General features: G+C 63.5%; 15 protein-coding genes. 8 read left to right on the plus strand and 7 right to left on the minus strand.

Annotated features, from left to right (window positions below):
* Positions 1-62: 62 nt before the first annotated feature.
* The 7 genes from IG197_RS10630 to IG197_RS10660 all read left to right on the plus strand — a co-directional run bounded on the left by IG197_RS10630 (position 63) and on the right by IG197_RS10660 (position 9,500).
* Entirely contained in the window at positions 63-713 is a 651-nt protein-coding gene (locus IG197_RS10630) for a cytochrome c family protein (protein WP_192318665.1), read from the plus strand.
* Positions 714-866: 153 nt separating this feature from the next.
* Positions 867-2,741: an extracellular solute-binding protein gene (locus IG197_RS10635; protein ID WP_192318666.1), complete on the plus strand. Its 1,875-nt coding sequence runs from the start codon at positions 867-869 to the stop codon at positions 2,739-2,741.
* Complete coding sequence (locus IG197_RS10640; RefSeq protein ID WP_192318667.1) at positions 2,738-4,609, plus strand: extracellular solute-binding protein; 1,872 nt, start codon at positions 2,738-2,740, stop codon at positions 4,607-4,609. Before IG197_RS10635 ends, IG197_RS10640 begins: the two co-directional genes overlap by 4 nt.
* Positions 4,610-4,654: 45 nt before the next feature.
* Positions 4,655-5,761, plus strand: a complete 1,107-nt coding sequence (locus IG197_RS10645; RefSeq protein WP_192318668.1) for a microcin C ABC transporter permease YejB — start codon at positions 4,655-4,657, stop codon at positions 5,759-5,761.
* On the plus strand, positions 5,761-6,903 hold the full coding sequence (locus tag IG197_RS10650) for an ABC transporter permease (protein WP_192318669.1): 1,143 nt from the start codon (positions 5,761-5,763) through the stop codon (positions 6,901-6,903). The genes IG197_RS10645 and IG197_RS10650 overlap by 1 nt, the downstream gene beginning before the upstream one ends.
* Positions 6,900-8,531 (plus strand): ABC transporter ATP-binding protein, encoded by a 1,632-nt coding sequence (locus IG197_RS10655; protein ID WP_192318670.1) that lies wholly within the window; start codon positions 6,900-6,902, stop codon positions 8,529-8,531. The genes IG197_RS10650 and IG197_RS10655 overlap by 4 nt, the downstream gene beginning before the upstream one ends.
* Before the next feature lie 18 nt (positions 8,532-8,549).
* Complete coding sequence (locus IG197_RS10660; RefSeq protein ID WP_067965711.1) at positions 8,550-9,500, plus strand: glyoxylate/hydroxypyruvate reductase A; 951 nt, start codon at positions 8,550-8,552, stop codon at positions 9,498-9,500.
* A 294-nt stretch (positions 9,501-9,794) separates the two neighbouring features.
* Here IG197_RS10660 and IG197_RS10665 read toward each other — a convergent pair whose 3' ends face one another.
* From IG197_RS10665 to IG197_RS10675, 3 genes are all read right to left on the minus strand, one after another.
* Positions 9,795-10,655, minus strand: a complete 861-nt coding sequence (locus IG197_RS10665) for an NlpC/P60 family protein (protein WP_192318671.1) — start codon at positions 10,653-10,655, stop codon at positions 9,795-9,797.
* Entirely contained in the window at positions 10,652-11,002 is a 351-nt protein-coding gene (locus tag IG197_RS10670; protein ID WP_067967155.1) for a MarR family winged helix-turn-helix transcriptional regulator, read from the minus strand. The genes IG197_RS10665 and IG197_RS10670 overlap by 4 nt, the downstream gene beginning before the upstream one ends.
* Before the next feature lie 206 nt (positions 11,003-11,208).
* The gene (locus IG197_RS10675) at positions 11,209-12,573 is read right to left on the minus strand and encodes a M17 family metallopeptidase (RefSeq protein WP_192318672.1); all 1,365 of its coding nucleotides are present in this window, start codon (positions 12,571-12,573) and stop codon (positions 11,209-11,211) included.
* A 133-nt stretch (positions 12,574-12,706) separates the two neighbouring features.
* Here IG197_RS10675 and IG197_RS10680 point away from each other — a divergent pair, with 133 nt between their 5' ends.
* Entirely contained in the window at positions 12,707-13,516 is an 810-nt protein-coding gene (locus IG197_RS10680) for a tetratricopeptide repeat protein (protein WP_192318673.1), read from the plus strand.
* A gap of 73 nt (positions 13,517-13,589) precedes the next feature.
* On the opposite strand, the gene IG197_RS10685 is transcribed toward IG197_RS10680, so the two are convergent.
* From IG197_RS10685 to IG197_RS10700, 4 genes are read right to left on the minus strand one after another with little or no spacing between them, the layout of a single operon-like run.
* Positions 13,590-14,606, minus strand: coding sequence for a type II secretion system F family protein (locus IG197_RS10685; RefSeq protein WP_067965719.1), 1,017 nt, complete (start codon positions 14,604-14,606; stop codon positions 13,590-13,592).
* 4 nt (positions 14,607-14,610) lie between these two features.
* A complete protein-coding gene (locus IG197_RS10690) occupies positions 14,611-15,624 on the minus strand; it encodes a type II secretion system F family protein (protein ID WP_192318674.1) in 1,014 nt (337 codons plus the stop codon).
* A gap of 26 nt (positions 15,625-15,650) precedes the next feature.
* Positions 15,651-17,156 carry a CpaF family protein gene (locus IG197_RS10695; protein WP_067965723.1) on the minus strand — a complete coding sequence of 502 codons (1,506 nt, stop codon included), beginning with the start codon at positions 17,154-17,156 and terminating at the stop codon, positions 15,651-15,653.
* Between the two features lie 29 nt (positions 17,157-17,185).
* Positions 17,186-18,469 (minus strand): response regulator/pilus assembly protein, encoded by a 1,284-nt coding sequence (locus tag IG197_RS10700; RefSeq protein WP_192318675.1) that lies wholly within the window; start codon positions 18,467-18,469, stop codon positions 17,186-17,188.
* Positions 18,470-18,486 lie beyond the last annotated feature (17 nt).

Genomic DNA, 18,486 nt, shown 5'->3' on the forward strand with positions numbered 1-18,486 from the left:
CACCGACGAACGGCAGCGATCGCAGAGGATGGTGATCGGCCGGATAAGGGAGCCAGGGGCGTATGGACTCATTTGAAATGAACAAGGTGCTTGGCGGTCTGCTGGGTACTGCCTTTGTGGTGTTCTCCATCTCGCTGGTGTCGGACGCGATCTTCGCAGCCCCGGTTCCAGAGAAGCCCGGCTTTGCCATCGAAGCCGCTGAAGAAGGCGGCGCAGGTGCCGGCGGCGGCGAGGCTGCTCCGGCTGCCGTACCGATCGCCCAGCTCCTGGCCAGCGCCAACGCCGAGGCGGGTGCTGCCGTGTTCAAGAAGTGCACTGCCTGCCACTCGATCGAGAAGGGCGGCCCGAACAAGGTCGGTCCGGACCTGTGGGGCGTGGTCAACCGTCCGATCGCCTCGCATGAGGGCTTCGGCTATTCGGGCCCGATGAAGGAATTCTCGGAAGGCGGCAAGGTCGTCTGGGACTTCGAGCACCTCAACCACTTCCTGACTTCGCCCAAGGGCTACATCAAGGGCACCGCGATGGGCTTCGCCGGCATCAAGAAGGATGACGAGCGCGCAAACCTGATCGCCTACCTGAATTCGCAGTCGGACAGCCCGGCACCGCTGCCCGCGGCTGACGCTGCTCCGGCCGCCACGCCTGCCGCAACTCCGGCTGAAGGCGCAGCCCCTGCGGCTCCTGCAGAGGGCGCCGCTCCGGCCACCGCTCACTAAGCGATTTGTAATCTTCGCATCTTGAAAAAGCCGGGTTTAGCCCGGCTTTTTTGTTGCCTGGCGCAAACATAAGGCGACATTTGTCGAACGGCCGGTTTCCATGCGCCGGGAATGAATTAGAGTGTCGCGAAGCACCGGGCGAAGGGGATTTTGATGAAGGCTTGCCTGACCAGGTTTCTTGCGATTGCAGGTCTCGCCTTTGCGGCCCTGTCGACGGCACCTGCCAACGCCCAGGAATGGCAGACCTCGTCAACCCTGAACGGCGTTTCCAAATACGGTCAGGATTTCAAGCAGTACGATTTCGTCAATCCGAACGCGCCCAAGGGCGGCACGCTCAACTCGACGACGCCGGGCACCTTCGACAGCTTCAATCCCTACATCATCAAGGGCTTGCCGGCAGCCGGTTTCGTCGGCTTTGGCGGCGGACTGATCTATGAAACGCTGATGGAGCAGTCGATAGACGAGCCCAGCACCAGCCACCCGATGATCGCCGATGCCTACAAGTTTCCGGCCGACTACTCCTACGCGACCTATCGGCTCGACCCGCGCGCCAAATGGCATGACGGCCAGCCGATCACGACCGATGATGTCATCTGGTCTTTCAATGTCCTGAAGGCCAACAGCCCGCAATATGGCCAGTACTACGTCAACGTGACCGAGGCGGTGGCGACGGGCGAACGCGAGGTGACCTTCCGCTTCAACCAGAAAGGCAACCGGGAACTGCCCAAGATCATGGGCGACCTGGTGGTCTTGCCCAAGCACTGGTGGGAAGGAACCGACGCTGCGGGCAAGAAGCGCGACATCACCCGGCCGACGCTCGAGATTCCGTTGGGCTCGGGCGCCTACAAGGTCGAGAGCTTCAAACCGGGCACCGAGATCGTCTGGACACGCGTGCCCGACTATTGGGGCGCAAATGTCGGGGTCAATGTCGGGCGCAACAACTTCGACAAGCGCCGCTACGCTTACTTCCTCGACGACAACGCCGAATGGGAAGCCTTCAAGAAGGGCGGCCTGGAGGACATCAAGCCGGAGAACAGCTCGCGGCGCTGGTCGACGCAGTATAATTTCCCCGCCCTCCAGGCAGGTGACGTCATCAAGAAGGAATTCAAGACGACCTCGGGCGAGCCATTCCAAGGCTATGCGCTCAATTTACGCCGCCCGCAGTTCCAGGATCGCCGCGTCAGGCAGGCGCTGACGCTGGCTTACAATTTCGAATACATGAACCGCACCCTGTTCTTCGGGCTCAACACCCGCACGAACAGCTATTTCCAGGGCCAGGACCTGGCCTCGAGCGGCTTGCCCGCCGGCAAGGAACTGGAGCTGTTGACGCAGTACAAGGACAAGCTGCCGCCGGAGCTGTTCACCGAGGAGTTCAAGCTGCCGGTCTACGACACGCCGCAGGCCGAGCGGCAGTATCTCCGCCAGGCGATCGGCCTGTTCGCCGAGGCCGGCTGGCGCGCCAAGGGCGGCAAGCTGATGAACGACAAGGGCGAGCAGTTCAAGATCGAATTCCTCGGCAAGGACGCCACCGACGAGGTCATAGCGAGCCCCTTCATCGATAGCCTGCGCCGGCTCGGCATCGATGCGACGCTGCGCATGGTCGACACCAGCCAGTTCGTCAACCGGATCGACAATTACGATTTCGACGTGACGACGACGATCCTCAACCAGTCGTCGTCGCCGGGCAATGAGCAGCGCGATTTCTGGGGGTCGAAGGCCGCAGCCAAGCCCGGTTCGCGCAATGTCATGGGCATCAACGACCCTATCGTCGATGCGCTGGTCGAGCGCGTCATCTTCGCCACCGACCGCGATGACCTCTTGGCCGCCACCCATGCGCTCGATCGCGTGCTGTTGTGGAACTATTACGTCGTGCCGCAATACCACCGCTCGGTGCTGTGGCTGGCCTACTGGAACAAGTTCGGCATCCCCGACAAGCAGCCGGGCTTCATCGGCGCCGACATCAATTCCTGGTGGATCGACAAGGACAAGGAAGCGGCGCTGGCCGCCAAGTACAAGGGCGTCAATTGAGCTCGCGCCTCCCCCGCAGAGATTTCCTGGCGCTCGGCGCGGCGGCTGCGGCCGCGCCATTCATCCCGGGGCGCGCCTTCGCGGCGAGCCCGACCGGCACCGGCCTGCATGGACTGTCCGCCTTTGGCGACCTGAAATATGGCCCTGACTTCACCCATTTCGACTTCGTCAACGTCGACGCGCCAAAAGGCGGCACCTTCAATTTCTCGCCGAACTACTGGTACTTCAACCAGAGCCCGTTGACCTTCAACACGCTCAACACCTTCGTCGCCCGCGGCGATGCGCCGCCGCGCATGGAGCTGTGCTACGATTCCTTGATGGTGCGGGCGATCGACGAGCCCGATGCGATCTACGGCCTTTTGGCCAAGTCGGTGACGATCTCCGATGACCGCAACAGCTTCGATTTCGCACTGCGCCCAGAGGCGCGCTTCAACGACGGCACGCCGTTTACCGCGGACGACGCCGTCTTCGCCTTCGACCTGTTCAAGAAAGACGGACATCCCAACCTGCTTCTGCCGCTCAGCCACCTCAAGGAGGCGAAAGCCCTCGACCCGCATACGCTGCGGCTGACCTTCAACGGCAAGCAGTCCGACCGGACCTTCCTCGACATCGCGACCTACGCCATTCCGGCCAAGGCCTTCTTCGAGGCCCATCCCTTCGATGCTTCGGAGCTCAAGGCGCCGCTTGGCTCAGGCCCCTACAAGGTCGGACGCGTCTTCCCCGGCCAGGCCATCGAATATGAGCGCGTCGCCGAGTATTGGGGCCGCGACCTGCCGGTCAACCGCGGGCTCTACAATTTCGACCGCATCCGCATCGAGTTCTACCAGGACAGGCAGGCGGCGTTCGAAGCCTTCAAGAAGGGCGACATCCACTTCCGCCAGGAGGCCACGGCGCGCATCTGGGCCACGGGCTACGATTTCCCAACCTTCACCGCGGGCAAAGTGATCAAGCGCGAATTTCCCAGCGAGAAGCGACCGTCGATGCAGGCGCTGGCGCTTAACCAGCGGCGGGCGCGCTTCCGCGACCCGCGCGTGCGTCAGGCCGTTGCCCTTTGCTTCGATTTCGAGTGGACCAAACGCAACCTGTTCTACGGCTCATACGAGCGTTCGCAGTCGACGTTCGAGAAGTCGGCCTACAAGGCGGAGGGCTTGCCCTCGCCCGCCGAACTGGTGCTGCTTGAGCCGTTCCGCGGACGCATCCCCGACGAGACATTCGGCGCAGCCGTGCTGCAGCCGCCTTCGGACGGATCGGGCCGCGACCGCAAGCTGCTCGGACGGGCCTCGAAACTGCTCGCTGACGCCGGCTGGGCTCGCAAGGACGGCAGGCTGCGCAACGAAAAGGGAGAAGCCCTGACCCTCGAAATGTTGGTCGACGACGACAGTTTTGTCCGCGTCTACTCGCCCTGGGTCGAGAACATGAGGGCGATCGGCATCGACGCCTCGGTGCGCATGGTCGATTCGACCCAGTACCAGGCTCGGCAGACGAGCTTCGACTACGATGCCATTTCGGCGGCGGCCGGATTTTCGGCAACGCCCAGCCGTGACGAGATCGACGGGCTGTTCCATTCGCGCTCAGCCACCATGCAGGGCTCGACCAACCTGCCCGGCACCGCCGATCCTGCCGTCGACGCGCTAATCGACGCCGTGGGTGCGGCCAAGGATCGCGAATCGCTGACGGTTGCGATGCGCGCGCTCGACCGGCTCTTGCGCGCCCGGCAAGACTGGATTCCAAATTGGTTTTCGGCGAATCACCGCGCCGCCTTCTGGGACATGTTCGGCTACAAGGAGCCGAAGCCGGACTTCGGCTTTCCCGTCGAGGCGATGTGGTGGTTCGACAAGGACAAGGCTGCACGTATTGGCAAGACCTGAGATTTCTAGGACTGAACCCGCCCTCACTTCGAGGGGCCTCGCCTGATGGGCGCCTATATCCTCCGCCGCGTCTTGCTGATGATCCCGACCCTGTTCGGCATCATGGCGATCTCGTTCGCCGTCATCCAGTTCGCGCCCGGTGGCCCGGTGGAGCAGGTTATCGCCAAGCTGACCGGCCAGGGCGGTGACGCTGCAGACAGGCTGTCGGGAAGCAGCGGCGATCTCGGCGGCAACAACAATTTCGACCCGGCGGGCGGCGAAGGCTCTTCCAAATACCGCGGCGCGCAAGGCCTCGACCCGGAGTTCATTGCCAAGCTCGAAAAGCAGTTCGGCTTCGACAAGCCGCCGCTCGAGCGCTTTTTCCTGATGCTGTGGAACTACATCCGCTTCGACTTCGGCGAGAGCTACTTTCGCGATGTCTCGGTGCTAGACCTGATTCTTGAAAAGATGCCCGTGTCGATCTCGCTCGGCATCTGGATCACACTGCTGTCCTACATGATCTCGATCCCGCTCGGCATCCGCAAGGCCGTGAAGGACGGCTCCAGCTTCGACATCTGGACCAGCGGCATCATCATCATCGGCTACGCAATTCCGGCCTTCCTGTTCGCCATCCTTTTGATGGTGGTGTTCGCCGGCGGTTCGTTCTTCGACTGGTTCCCGCTGCGCGGCCTGACCTCGGAAAATTTCGACCAGCTCTCGCTCGGCGGCAAGGTGCTCGACTATCTCTGGCACCTGGCGCTGCCGCTGACTGCACTGGTGCTGTCGGCCTTCGCCACCACCACGCTTCTCACCAAGAACTCGTTCCTGGACGAGATCCGCAAGCAGTATGTCGTCACTGCCCGCGCCAAGGGCCTGTCCGAGCACCGCGTGCTCTACGGCCATGTCTTCCGCAATGCCATGCTGATCGTCGTCGCCGGCTTCCCCGGCGCGTTCATCTCGGCTTTCTTCACCGGTTCGCTGCTGATCGAGAACATCTTCTCGCTCGACGGGCTCGGCCTGCTGGGCTTCCGCTCGGTGCTCGACCGCGACTACCCTGTGGTGTTTGCCAATCTCTACATCTTTTCGCTGTTGGGCCTGTTCGTCAGCCTGATCTCCGATCTGATCTACACCTGGATCGACCCTCGCATCGATTTCGAACGGAGGGATGTCTGATGTCGGCGGTCGACACCGTATCCGTGCCGGTCAAGCGACCCTGGCTCTCGCCGATCAACAAGCGGCGCTGGCTGAGCTTCAAGGCAAACCGCCGCGGCTACTGGTCGCTGTGGATCTTCCTCGTGCTGTTCGTGCTGTCGCTGTTTTCCGAACTGATCGCCAACGACAGGCCGCTTCTGATCCGCTTCAAGGGCGAGTTCTACTCGCCTGTTATCAGCGACTATGGCGAGGAGACATTCCTCGGCGACGAGGGTTTCCTGCCGGTTACGGACTACCGCATCTCGGTGGTGCAGGAGGCGATCGCGGCCAATGGCTGGGCGATCTGGCCGCCGGTCCGCTATTCCTACCGCACCACCAATAATGAGATTCCCGAAGCGGCACCCGCCAAGCCATCCTGGATGTATGCCAAGGACGTGCGCTGCCAGCGCTATCCGCTTGGCGTCGACGATCCCAACTGCACTGTTGGCAACTGGAACTGGCTCGGCACCGACGATCAGGCCCGCGACGTGCTGGCCCGGGTCATCTACGGCTTCCGCATCTCGGTGCTGTTCGGCTTGATCCTGACGGCCGGCTCGGCGCTGATCGGCGTGACTGCCGGCGCGATGCAAGGCTATTTCGGCGGCTGGACCGACCTTCTGTTCCAGCGCTTCATCGAAATCTGGTCAGCGATCCCGGTGCTCTATCTGCTGCTGATCGTCGCCGCCATCCTGCCGCCGGGCTTCTTCATCCTGCTCGGGTTGATGCTGCTGTTTTCCTGGGTCGCTCTCGTCGGCGTGGTGCGGGCCGAGTTCCTGCGCGCCCGCAACTTCGAATACGTCAATGCCGCCCGCGCGCTCGGTGTGCCCAACCGCACCATCATCTACCGCCACCTCTTGCCCAACGCCATGGTGGCGACGCTGACCTTCCTGCCGTTCATCCTCAACAGTTCGATCTCGACGCTGACGTCGCTCGACTTCCTCGGCTTCGGCCTGCCGCCCGGTTCGGCCTCGCTCGGCGAACTGCTCAAGCAGGGCCAGCGCAACCTCAACGCGCCGTGGCTCGGGCTCTCCGGCTTCGTCGTCATCTCGGTGATGCTGTCGCTGCTGATCTTCATCGGTGAGGCGACCCGCGACGCCTTCGACCCAAGGAAGACGTTCAAGTGAGCGAGACCCCTCTCCTTTCGGTCCAGGACCTGTCGGTCGCCTTTAGCCAGGGCGGCACAACGACGAAGGCCGTCGACCACATCTCCTTCGACATCGCCAAGGGCGAGACGGTAGCGCTGGTCGGCGAATCGGGTTCCGGCAAGTCGGTGTCGGCCCTGTCGGTGCTCAAGCTCCTGCCCTATCCGCCGGCAAGCCACCCCTCGGGCAAGATGATGTTCGGCGGCCAGGACCTGCTCTCCCTGAACGAGAACGCATTGCGCAAGGTGCGCGGCAACAAGATCACCATGATCTTCCAGGAGCCGATGACCTCGCTCAACCCGCTGCACACGATCGAGCAGCAGGTCGTCGAAGTGCTGTCGCTGCACCAGGGCATGGGCGAGCGGCAGGCCAAGGCGCGCACGCTCGAACTGCTCGAGGAGGTTGGCATCCGCGACCCCCAGAAGCGCCTCGACGCCTATCCGCACCAGCTTTCCGGCGGCCAGCGCCAGCGCGTGATGATCGCCATGGCGCTGGCCAACGAGCCGGAGCTTCTGATTGCCGACGAGCCGACGACCGCGCTCGACGTGACGGTCCAGGCGCAGATCCTGGAGTTGCTTGCCAAGCTCAAGGCCCGCAAGGGCATGTCGATGCTGTTCATCACCCACGACCTCGGCATCGTCCGGCGCATCGCCGACCGGGTTTGCGTGATGACAAAGGGCCAGATCGTCGAGACCGGGCCGACCAAGGAAATCTTCGACAATCCGCAGCACAGCTACACGCGCCACCTCCTGGCCGCCGAGCCGAAGGGCAAGCCGCCGGCAGCCGACGCCACGGCCAAGACGGTGATGTCGGGCTCGGACGTCAAGGTGTGGTTCCCGATCAAGCAGGGCTTCTTCCGTAAGACGGTCGACCATGTGAAAGCCGTAGACGGCATTGACGTTGCCGTCCGTGCCGGCCAGACGGTCGGCGTCGTCGGCGAATCGGGCTCCGGCAAGACGACGCTGGGGCTGGCGCTGACCCGCATGATCTCGTCGCAAGGCCGGATCGACTTCGACGGCCGCGAGATCGACAAGTTCAGCTTCAGCGCCATGCGCCCGCTGCGCCGCGAGATGCAGATCGTGTTCCAGGACCCGTTCGGCTCGCTCAGCCCGCGCATGTCGGTCGCCGACATCATCGAAGAAGGGCTCAAGATCCACGAGCCCCGGTTGAAGGTGGCCGAACGCGACCAGAAGGTCGTCGACGTGCTGCGCGAGGTCGGCCTCGACCCCGAAACGCGCTTCCGCTATCCGCACGAGTTTTCCGGAGGCCAGCGCCAGCGCATCGCCATTGCGCGCGCCATGGTGCTCAAGCCGCGCTTCGTCATGCTCGACGAGCCGACCTCGGCGCTCGACATGAGCGTGCAGGCACAGGTCGTCGACCTGCTGCGCAACCTGCAGGCCAGGCACGACCTTGCCTATCTGTTCATCAGCCACGACCTCAAGGTGGTGCGGGCGCTGGCCAACGAGGTTATCGTCATGCGCAATGGCAAGGTGGTTGAGGCGGGACCCTCTGAACAGATTTTCGAGCGCCCGCAAACCGACTACACTCGGGCGCTGATCTCGGCGGCATTCCGGATCGAGACGGCGCCGACAGGTGTGGTCAGCGAATAGCAGGCGCAAGGGAAGAGCATGTCGACCAAGGCCAAGGGCAAGATCCTTCTTTCGATCACCGGGTTCAACCCGCAGCGCTGGTATGAGCTGCTGTCGGCGGAGCGCGAGGTGGTGCTCGAACCCGATGGCGCTGCCGACCCTTCGATCGACTATGCGGTTGTGTGGAAGCAGAAGCCGGGCACGCTCGCCAAGCTGCCGAACCTCAAGGCGATCTTTTCGATCGGCGCCGGCGTCGACCACGTCTTTGCCGACCCCGGCCTGCCCGATGTGCCGATCGTGCGCGTGGTTGCCGACAATCTCAGCCAGCACATGAGCGAGTATGTGCTGTGGCGGGTGCTCGACCATCATCGCCAGGGCCAGCTCTACCGCGCCCAGCAGACCAAGAAAGCCTGGCACGAGCCGCCGCAGCGGCCAGCCGAGGACATCTCCGTCGGCATCATGGGCATGGGCAATCTCGGTCGCGCCGCAGCCGACGTGCTCAAGGCAGTCGGCTTCCGCATCAATGGCTGGAGTCGTCGGCCGCAGGAACTAGCCGGCATCAACACTTTTGCCGGCGATGCCGGGCTGGTGCCGTTCCTCAACGCGACCGACATCCTCGTCGTGCTGTTGCCGCTGACCGACACGACCAAGGGCATCATCAATTATGGCTTGCTCAAGGAACTGCGCCGGCGCAACGGCCTCGGCGGAGCCGTGCTGATCAATGCGGGGCGCGGCAAGCTGCAGCGCGACGCCGACATCCTGCGCGCGCTCGACGACGGCACGCTGAAGGAAGCCAGCCTCGACGTGTTCGAGGTCGAGCCCTTGCCCAAGACCAGCCCGCTGTGGAACCACCCCAAGGTGTTCGTCACCCCGCACGCGGCGGCGACCTCCGACCCCGCGCATCTGGTGGCGCCGATGCTTAGCCAGATGGAAGCCTTTGAACGCGGGGCTGCGCTGGAGAACGTGGTCGACCGCAACGCCGGCTATTGAGGGCGCCGTCACTTCTCCCCTAGTGGGCAAGCTAGTCGCGCCCGTCGTCCCAGGCGAGCGCAGCGAGACCCGGGAGCCATTGATCGGCGCGGCCGGGGGTCTGGGTTCGCGGATGCATTCATGACGGTCGCTGGGACGAAGACCCGGCCGTGCTTGACGATGGTCCGGTTGCGCTCCGGTTTCCGGGATGACTGCGGCCCCGAAGCCCCATCAATTGCCAAAGCAAGAAAACGCAGGGCGCGGAGCGCTTCTCCACGATCACAAAGCCCGAAACCGCCCGAAGCTGATTGCCCCTCACGGTCGCCGGAAGCTGGTCGGACCGCCATAGAGGTAGCCGATGCGGTCGATGGCCTGGCGCAGGCCTTCACGGGCAACGGTCATGGTGTGGCCGTTGGCGTGGATCATGTTTTCGCCATCGGTCATGATTGCGACATGGCCCCTCCAGAAGACCAGGTCGCCGCGCCGCAGCTGGGAAAATTCGGCACCTGCATCAACCGGGGTGCCAAGCGACGCCTCCTGCATGTCGGAATCGCGCAGCACCTTGCGGCCTGTCATGCGCATCGACAGCTGGACGAGGCCCGAGCAATCGATGCCGAAGGCGCTGAAACCGCCCCAAAGATAAGGCGTGTCGATCAGCCTTTCGGCAACAGCGACGAAATCGTCTGATGTGGTGCCGAGCGGCGCCAGGTGCTGCAGCACCACGGCTTCGCCCGACGGCAGCAGCCCGTAGCGCGTGCCGCGCGTTTCGGCGAAGCCGGTAACGGTGACCTGCGAGCCGATGGAGAGCTGGCCATTGCGCGGAGACTTCATGTCTGGACCTGGATAGACGAAGCTGCGCAAGGCGGTGACAACATGGGTCGGTTCCGCGCCGCGTGGTGCAAGATCGCCTGACGAGACATAACCGACATAACCGTCGCGCTCAGCCTGGAGCCAGGCAAAGCCTTCGGTTTCCTCGAAGACAACGACCTCGTCGCCAAAAAGCAGCTGGGTGTTGAGACCGGAATCGGGGCGCGGTGCCTTGCGGACGTCGGCGACCGATGCGGAAATGCGCGCCGGACGGCCGGCGACGAAGCGCTCGGCGGTGACCTCGCCTTGCAGGCGGGCGTCGGCGAGATCGGGTCGGAAGGCGTGAAGGCGGCTGTCGCGGGCGGTCAAATCGGAAGCTCCATGGCTTTGGCAATGATAGCATCGCCCAATCGCTCGACATAGAGCGCGCCTTCAACAGTGCGCCGGATGAGCACGTTGCGCTTGTCGCTCTCGTCGCGGTGGCGCGACACCAGCTTGAGCGCGCCCATGGTGTCGAGGGCGCGGGTGATAACGGGCTTGCTGACGCCAAGGCGAGCCGCCAACCCGCGCACCGTGTGCGGCGGCGGGTCGAGATAAATGGTGAGCAGGATCGCCATCTGGCGCAAAGTCAGGTCGGGTGCGTCGTCGCGCACCTCGGACAGGGAAAACTGCTGCAGCAGTCTCAGCGACTGGCTCGGACGCAACGCGATCGGCATGACGCCAGCATCCATTAGATTTGTTTCGGTTCCGTTTCATTTAATGAGGAATTTGCGGCGCGGGCAAGGCGGATATCTCGCACCGCCCTTCATCCGCCTGCCAGCGCCTTCTCCCCGCAATACGGCGAGAAGGATAAGCGGCTACGCCGATGCCCCCTCCACCGTCACGGGTCAGGGTGAGGGTGAGGATGAGGATGAGGGCAATTTCACCCAAACCGTGCCGAAATGACCTTTTCCAGCGTGCGGATGGCCTGGGCTTCGCCGCCGGTCGGACCGTGCGGACGATCGCTCGGGTTCCAGGCGAAGATGTCGAAATGCGCCCAGCCTGGCGTCTTCTCGACGAAGCGCTTGAGGAACAGGGCGGCGGTGATCGAGCCGGCGAAACCGTCCGTGGTGACGTTGTTCATGTCGGCGATCTTCGACGACAGCTTCGAATCATAAGGCTTCCACAGAGGCATGCGCCAGATCGGGTCCTCGACGGTGACCGATGCGGCGGCAAGATCGGCAGCGAGAGCTTCGTCGTCGGTGTAGAAAGGCGGCAGGTCGGGGCCGAGCGCCACCCGCGCGGCACCCGTCAGCGTTGCCATGTCGATCAGCATTTGCGGCTGCTCGTCATCGGCAAGGGCGAGCGCATCGGCCAGCACCAGCCGGCCCTCGGCGTCGGTGTTGCCGATCTCGACTGATATGCCCTTGCGGCTCTGCAGCACGTCGCCCGGCCGGAAGGCGTTGGCCGAGATCGCGTTCTCGACCGCCGGGATGAGCACGCGCAGCCGGACGTTGAGCCGGGCCGCCATGATCATCGAGGCGAGGCCGAGGACGTTGGCGGCGCCCCCCATGTCCTTCTTCATCAGAAGCATGCTGGATGCCGGCTTGATGTCGAGGCCGCCGGTGTCGAAGCAGACACCCTTGCCAACCAGCGTGACCTTGGGTGCATCCTGGTGACCCCAGCTCAGGTCGATCAGGCGCGGCGCATCGTCGGAGGCGCGGCCGACAGCATGGATCATCGGGAAGTTGTGCGTGAGAAGGTCGTCGCCGAGCGTCACCTTGACGTCGGCGCCATGGACGCCGGCGAGTTTGCGCACCGCGGCTTCGAGCGCCGACGGGCCCATGTCGTTGGTCGGCGTGTTGACCAGGTCGCGGACGAGGAACACCGCATCAACGATGCGGTGCAGCCGTGCCATGTCGACACCGGCGGGCAGTTCGAGGCCAAGCGCCCTGCCCGGCTTCTTGCCGTAGCGGGTAAAGACATAGCCCCCGAGGGAAGCACCCAATGTTGCCAGTTCAGGCTGCGCCGGCGCTCCCTGGAAGTGCCAGTTGCCTTCGGGCAGGTTGCGCGCAAGCGCGCCGAAGGCAAGCCCGCTGTCGCCATTGCCGATGCCGAACAGCGCTCCGGCAAGCCTGCCATCCGCACCGGGGATTGCCAGCACCTTTCCGGCCTCGCCGGCGAAGCCGTTGGCATTGGCCCAGGCCAAGACGTCAGCAGCGAGCCCGGCATTTTCGAGACCGCCCTTGGCGACAAGGTGGATCGGCAGTGCGTCGGAGGGCTTTTGCTCGAACAGTTCGACCGGCATTTCGGCTTCCTTCAGTCTCGGATGGCTGTGCCGTCAGGCGTTCTTAACCATCCGTTAGGGTTAACAGAATATTTCTCCAAAGCGGGGAAATGGCCTGTGAACGGCCACGCGAACGAATGGAGACCCGTCGCCGATGTTGACCAATCGCTCGATGAACGCAACGGGAAAACGCCTCGCCCGAATGGCTTTGCTGACGCTGCTGATGGCAAGCGTCGCCGGCTGCGGCGCCTCCAGGATGACGACCGGCTCGATCGGACGCGGCAAAGCGGTCGACACAATGTCGACGGGTGCGATCGGCGGCTCCGTCGACCAGATCGGACGGACCTATGCCAGCGACCCCAACAACAAGCCGGTGGCACTGCAATATGCCTCGGCGTTGCAGATCAAGGGTCAGACCGACCAGTCGCTGGCGGTGATGCGCAAGCTCGCCATCGGCTATCCCAAGGATCGCGACGTGCTCGCAGCCTATGGCAAGGCGCTCGCCGCCTCGGGACAATTCCAGCCGGCGCTCGATGCCGTGCGGCGCGCCCAGACGCCTGAATATCCCGACTGGAAGCTGGTGTCGGCGGAAGCCGCGATCCTCGACCAGCTTGGCCAGACCCAGGATGCGCGCGGTCTCTATCGCAAGGCGCTCGACCTCAAGCCGAACGAACCGTCGGTGCTGTCCAATCTCGGCATGTCCTATGTGCTCGAAGGCGACCTGAAATCGGCCGAGACCTATCTCCGCTCGGCCGCTTCGCAGCCTGACGCCGACAGCCGCGTGCGCCAGAACCTGGCGCTTGCCGTCGGGCTCCAGGGCCGCTTCGACGAGGCCGAACAGATTGCCAGCCAGGAGCTTTCGCCCGAGCAGGCGCAGGCCAATGTCAGCTACCTCAGGGGCATGCTGGCCCAGCAGAATGCATGGAACCAGATCAAGGCGGACGACAAGTCGAAGAAGAACTGACGGAACCGTCTGACCCAACGCAAGAAGCCGCGTCATGACGCGGCTTTTTTGTGCCTCGATGAAGGGTGCTGCCCTATTCGCTGCTTGACTGCTGCTTGTCGCCCATCAGGCCGCGCTCACTGATCTGCATGCCGGCTGGGCCGAGGATGACGGCAAACAACACCGGCAGGAAGAACAGGATCATCGGCACGGTGAGCTTGGGCGGCAGTGCGGCCGCCTTCTTCTCCGCAGCGTTCATGCGCATGTCGCGGCTTTCGGCCGCCAGGACGCGCAGCGCGTGCGCGACGGGCGTACCATAACGCTCGGCCTGGATCAGCGCCTGAGTGATGGACTTGACCGAATCAAGCCCTGTACGGCCGGCCAGGTTTTCATAGGCCTGGCGGCGTTCGGTGAGGTAGGACAGCTCGGCATTGGTGAGCACGAACTCCTCGGCGAGATCGACAGACTGCGCGCCGATCTCGTCGGCAACCTTGCGGAGCGCCGATTCCACCGACATGCCCGATTCGACGCAGATCAACAGCAAATCCAGCGCATCCGGCCAAGCCGCCTGGATCGACTGCTTGCGTTTGGTGGCACGGTTGTTGACGTAAAGCACCGGTGCGTAGAAGCCGGCATATGCCAGAACGATGCAGATGAAAACCTTCATCAGGAACGGCTTGTCGGGGAATGCGCCAAGCACAAAGATGTACAGTATGCCCAGCATCAGGCCGACGAACGGCAGGACCAGACGAAAGAACAGGAAGCGCGTCAGCGGGTTCTGACCGCGGAAACCGGCGATCTTCAGCTTGTTGAGCGTCGCTTCGTCGACGAGTGCCCGGCGCAGGTCGAGCCGCTCGACGATGTTGCGCATACCGATCGACTGCTGCTCGCGCAGGCCCTTGTGGCGGCGGTCGGCTTCGGCGGCAAGGCGCATGCGTTGCTTGGCGCGCAGCTCGTCGCGCTCAAGGGCAACCGCCTTCATGCGCCCCTTGAGCGGATTTCCGCTCAACGACGGCAGGACGGTGAACACAGTCGCGAACACCGCGATCGCGACGAGCAGCGCGATGAGGAAGGACGGATCGGTAAGTGATTTGACAACCTGGTCCGTCATCGGCCTAGACCTCGAAGTTCATCATCTTGCGCATCACAAAGATGCCGATCGCCATCCATACGCCTGAAATGCCGAGGATGAGGTGGCCGGTGCTCGTGACAAACAACGGCATGATGTAGTTCGGGCTCGAGAAGAAGACGAGCACGGCGACAACGACCGGCAGCGAGCCGATGATCGCGGCCGAGGCCTTGGCTTCCATCGACAGCGCCTGGATCTTGGCTTTCATCTTCTTGCGGTCGCGCAGCACGCGCGACAGATTGCCCAGCGCTTCGGAAAGATTGCCGCCCGCCTGGCTCTGAATCTGGATGACGATGCCAAAGAAGCCGGCTTCGGGACATGGCATTGTCTCGGTCATGCGCAAGGCAGCGTCCGGGATGGAGATGCCCACCTGCTGCGCCTCGACCATGCGACGGAATTCGCCGCGAACGGGTTCGGGCGATTCCGAAGCGATGAGGCGGATGCCATCATTGAGCGGGAGACCTGACTTCACGGCGCGCACGATGATGTCGAGCGCATTGGGAAATTCCTCGAGGAACTGCTTGACGCGGCGGCCGCGGCGGAAGGACACGAACCACCTGGGCAAGCCAATGCTGCCGGCAAGCAGCGCGCCAGGTAGCAGGATCAGCGGCGCGCCCGCCAGATAGACCAGCAACGTAACGACGAGACCGCAGATCGCCGAATAAACGTAGAAGCGCTCGATCGTGACCAACATGCCGGCCTGTCTGATCTGCACGCGCAGCGGCGGCTTCTTGATGTTGCGGTCCTTGGCCTTCTGCTTTTCCTCGAGCTCCTTGAGAGTATCCTGGACCGACTTGCGCCTTTTGGCGACTTCGGCGACCCGGTCGCGCGAGGCCTTGACCACCGACTTGTCCGACTCCGTCTGCCTGACCAAGGCCATGCGACGGTCGGTGTTGGCCTGGGTCTCGATCCTGTTGAACAGGAAGGCGTAGGCGACCGCGCCGGCACTCAAGCCGGCCAGTACAACGAAGATCAGCATCATGGCGTCGAGGCCGAACATGGCGTCAGATCCTCATCCTATGCATGTCAATCCGAAGCCTTTTCCATGGCTTCGAGTGCGGTCGCCAGACGTGCTTCCTCACCGTAGTAGCGAGCACGATCCCAGAAGTGCGGCCGACCGATGCCCGTCGAGACGTGGCTGCCGATCAGCCTGCCGTTCTGGTCCTCGCCTTTGATGTTGTAGAGCACCAGGTCCTGGGTGATGATGACGTCGCCTTCCATACCGATCACCTCCGTGATGTGGGTAATGCGGCGCGAACCGTCGCGCAGGCGGGCGGCCTGGATGATGATATCGACGGAGCCGACGACGATCTCGCGCACGGTCTTCTGCGGCAACGAATATCCGCCCATGGCGATCATCGCCTCGATGCGGTTGAGGCATTCGCGTGGGCTGTTGGAGTGAATGGTGCCCATCGAGCCGTCATGGCCGGTGTTCATCGCCTGCAAAAGGTCGAACACCTCCGGTCCGCGCACTTCGCCGACGATGATGCGCTCGGGCCGCATGCGCAGGCAGTTCTTGACCAGGTCGCGCATCGTCACCTCGCCCTCGCCTTCCAGGTTGGGCGGGCGCGTTTCGAGGCGCACGACATGCGGCTGCTGCAGTTGCAGTTCCGCCGAGTCCTCGCAGGTGATGACGCGTTCGTCGCGGTCGATGTAGTTGGTCAGACAGTTGAGCAACGTCGTCTTGCCGGAGCCCGTACCGCCCGAGATGATGATGTTGCAGCGGACGCGGCCGATGATCTTCAGCACTTCGGCGCCGTGTGGCGAGATCGCGCCGAACTTGACCAGCTGATCGAGCGTCAGCTTGTCTTTCTTGAACTTGCGGATGGTGAGGGCGGCGCCGTCGATCGACAATGGCGGCGCAATGACGTTGACGCGCGAGCCGTCGGGCAGGCGCGCATCGCAGATGGGGGAGGATTCGTCGACGCGGCGGCCGACCTGGCTGACGATACGCTGGCAGATGTTGAGCAACTGCTGATTGTCGCGGAAGCGGATCGAGGTCTGCTCGACCTTGCCGTTGACTTCGATGTAGACGTTCTTGGCCCCGTTGACCATGATGTCGGCGATTTCGTCGCGCGCCAGCAGCGGTTCGAGGGGGCCGTAGCCGAGCACGTCGTTGCAGATGTCCTCAAGCAGCTCTTCCTGCTCGGAGATCGACATCGCGAAGTTCTTGATTGCGATGATGTCGTTGACGATGTCGCGGATTTCTTCACGCGCGCTTTCAGGATCGAGCTTGGCAAGCTGCGACAGATCGATGGTGTCGATCAGCGCCGAGAACACCTGGCTCTTGGTGTCGTAATAGCTTTCGCTGCGCTCGCGCTGCGCCTTGCGCGGCTCTGGCGCAAAGGAGGGCGTCGGCTCGAAATTACGCCGCGGCGCGGCTGCCGGTGCAGCCGGCGCAGGCGCCGCGGGGCGTGGAGCAACCAGCGTGTCGGCGGCCTGTGGCGATGCCGCGGGGGGCGGCGTCGTTGCGAGCGGACGGAACCCCGGCGTGGGGCGATTACCGTCGTCGTTGCCTCTCCTGCCAAACATGATCGACTAACACCTCCGCCGCACTGGCATCACTTCTTGCGGGCTTTCAGCCGACTGAGAATTCCACCGAGTGCGGACGCCTTCTTGGCCTTGGCCTCGGACCTGCCGGTGAGAACATGGGCGATCTCGTTGATCGTCTGGACGACCGCGTTCTTGGCATCCATCTCGCCCAGCATGCGTCCATTGTTGGCGGCATTGCCGAACAGCAGCGGGTCGAACGGGATGACCGCCAACGGCGAGATGCCAAGCGGCTCGGCGAAATCCTTGGCGGTGATCTCAGGGCGTTTCGGCACCCCGGCCTGGTTGAGAATCAACCTGGGCGGCGGATCGTTGGGCCGCAGCCGCTTCAGCATATCGACCATGTTCTTGGTGTTGCGCAGATTGGCCAGCTCGGGCGTCGCCGTGATGACCACCTCATCGGCGCGAAGCAGTGTGTTCTTGCTCCAGCCGCTCCAGATATGGGGTACGTCGAGCACAAGCATCGGCGAGCTGCGCTGGGCCGTGTCGATGATCGATGTGAAGGCCTCGGCGTCGAAATCATAGACGCGCTCAAGCGTCGAGGGTGCTGCAAGCAGCGACAGATGCTCGGCGCACTGGGCCAGCAGGCGGTCGAGATAGACCTCGTCGACACGTTCCGGCGCAAACACCGCCTCGGCGATGCCCTGGGCCGGGTCCTGGTCGAAGTTGATGTTGGCGGTGCCAAAGGCCAGGTCGAGATCGGCGACGACCACCTCGGACTTGAACAGGCTCGACATCGCCCAGGCGATGTTGTGGGCAATGGTAGAGGAACCCACGCCGCCCTTGGCACCGACGAACGCAATCGAGCGTCCGATCGGCTCTGCGTCGGGGTCGACGAAGATCGAGGAGATGACGCTGACGACATCCGCGGTGGAGACAGGCGCCACGACATATTCCGAGATGCCCGAGCGGATCAGCTCGCGATAGAGCGCGACGTCGTTGTAATGGCCGATGACCACCACCTTGGAACTCGGGTCGCAATGTTCCGACAGCCGATGCAACGCCTCAAGCAAGCTCTTGGGTTCGCTGCGCGACTCCAGGATGATCAGATTCGGGGTCGGTGCGCCGCTGTAGACCTCGATGGCGGTTTCGATACCGCCCATATGGACCTGGAGATGGGCCTTTGCCATGCGGCGATCTTCGCCGGCACGGCCGATCGGGCCAGCGACGCTGTCGGTCTCGCAGAAGGCCTGGATCGAAATGCGCGGCACGGGCCTCAAGGTCTGCATGACGTCAAGATCATGCTGCGACAGCTCGGCCCCATCTGGCGGGGAATCGTAGGCGAGATTGCTCATGTCTGACTGCCCCCAAA

Source organism: Aminobacter sp. SR38 (assembly GCF_014843375.1).
In the GTDB taxonomy this organism is placed as follows: Bacteria; Pseudomonadota; Alphaproteobacteria; order Rhizobiales; family Rhizobiaceae; genus Aminobacter; species Aminobacter ciceronei.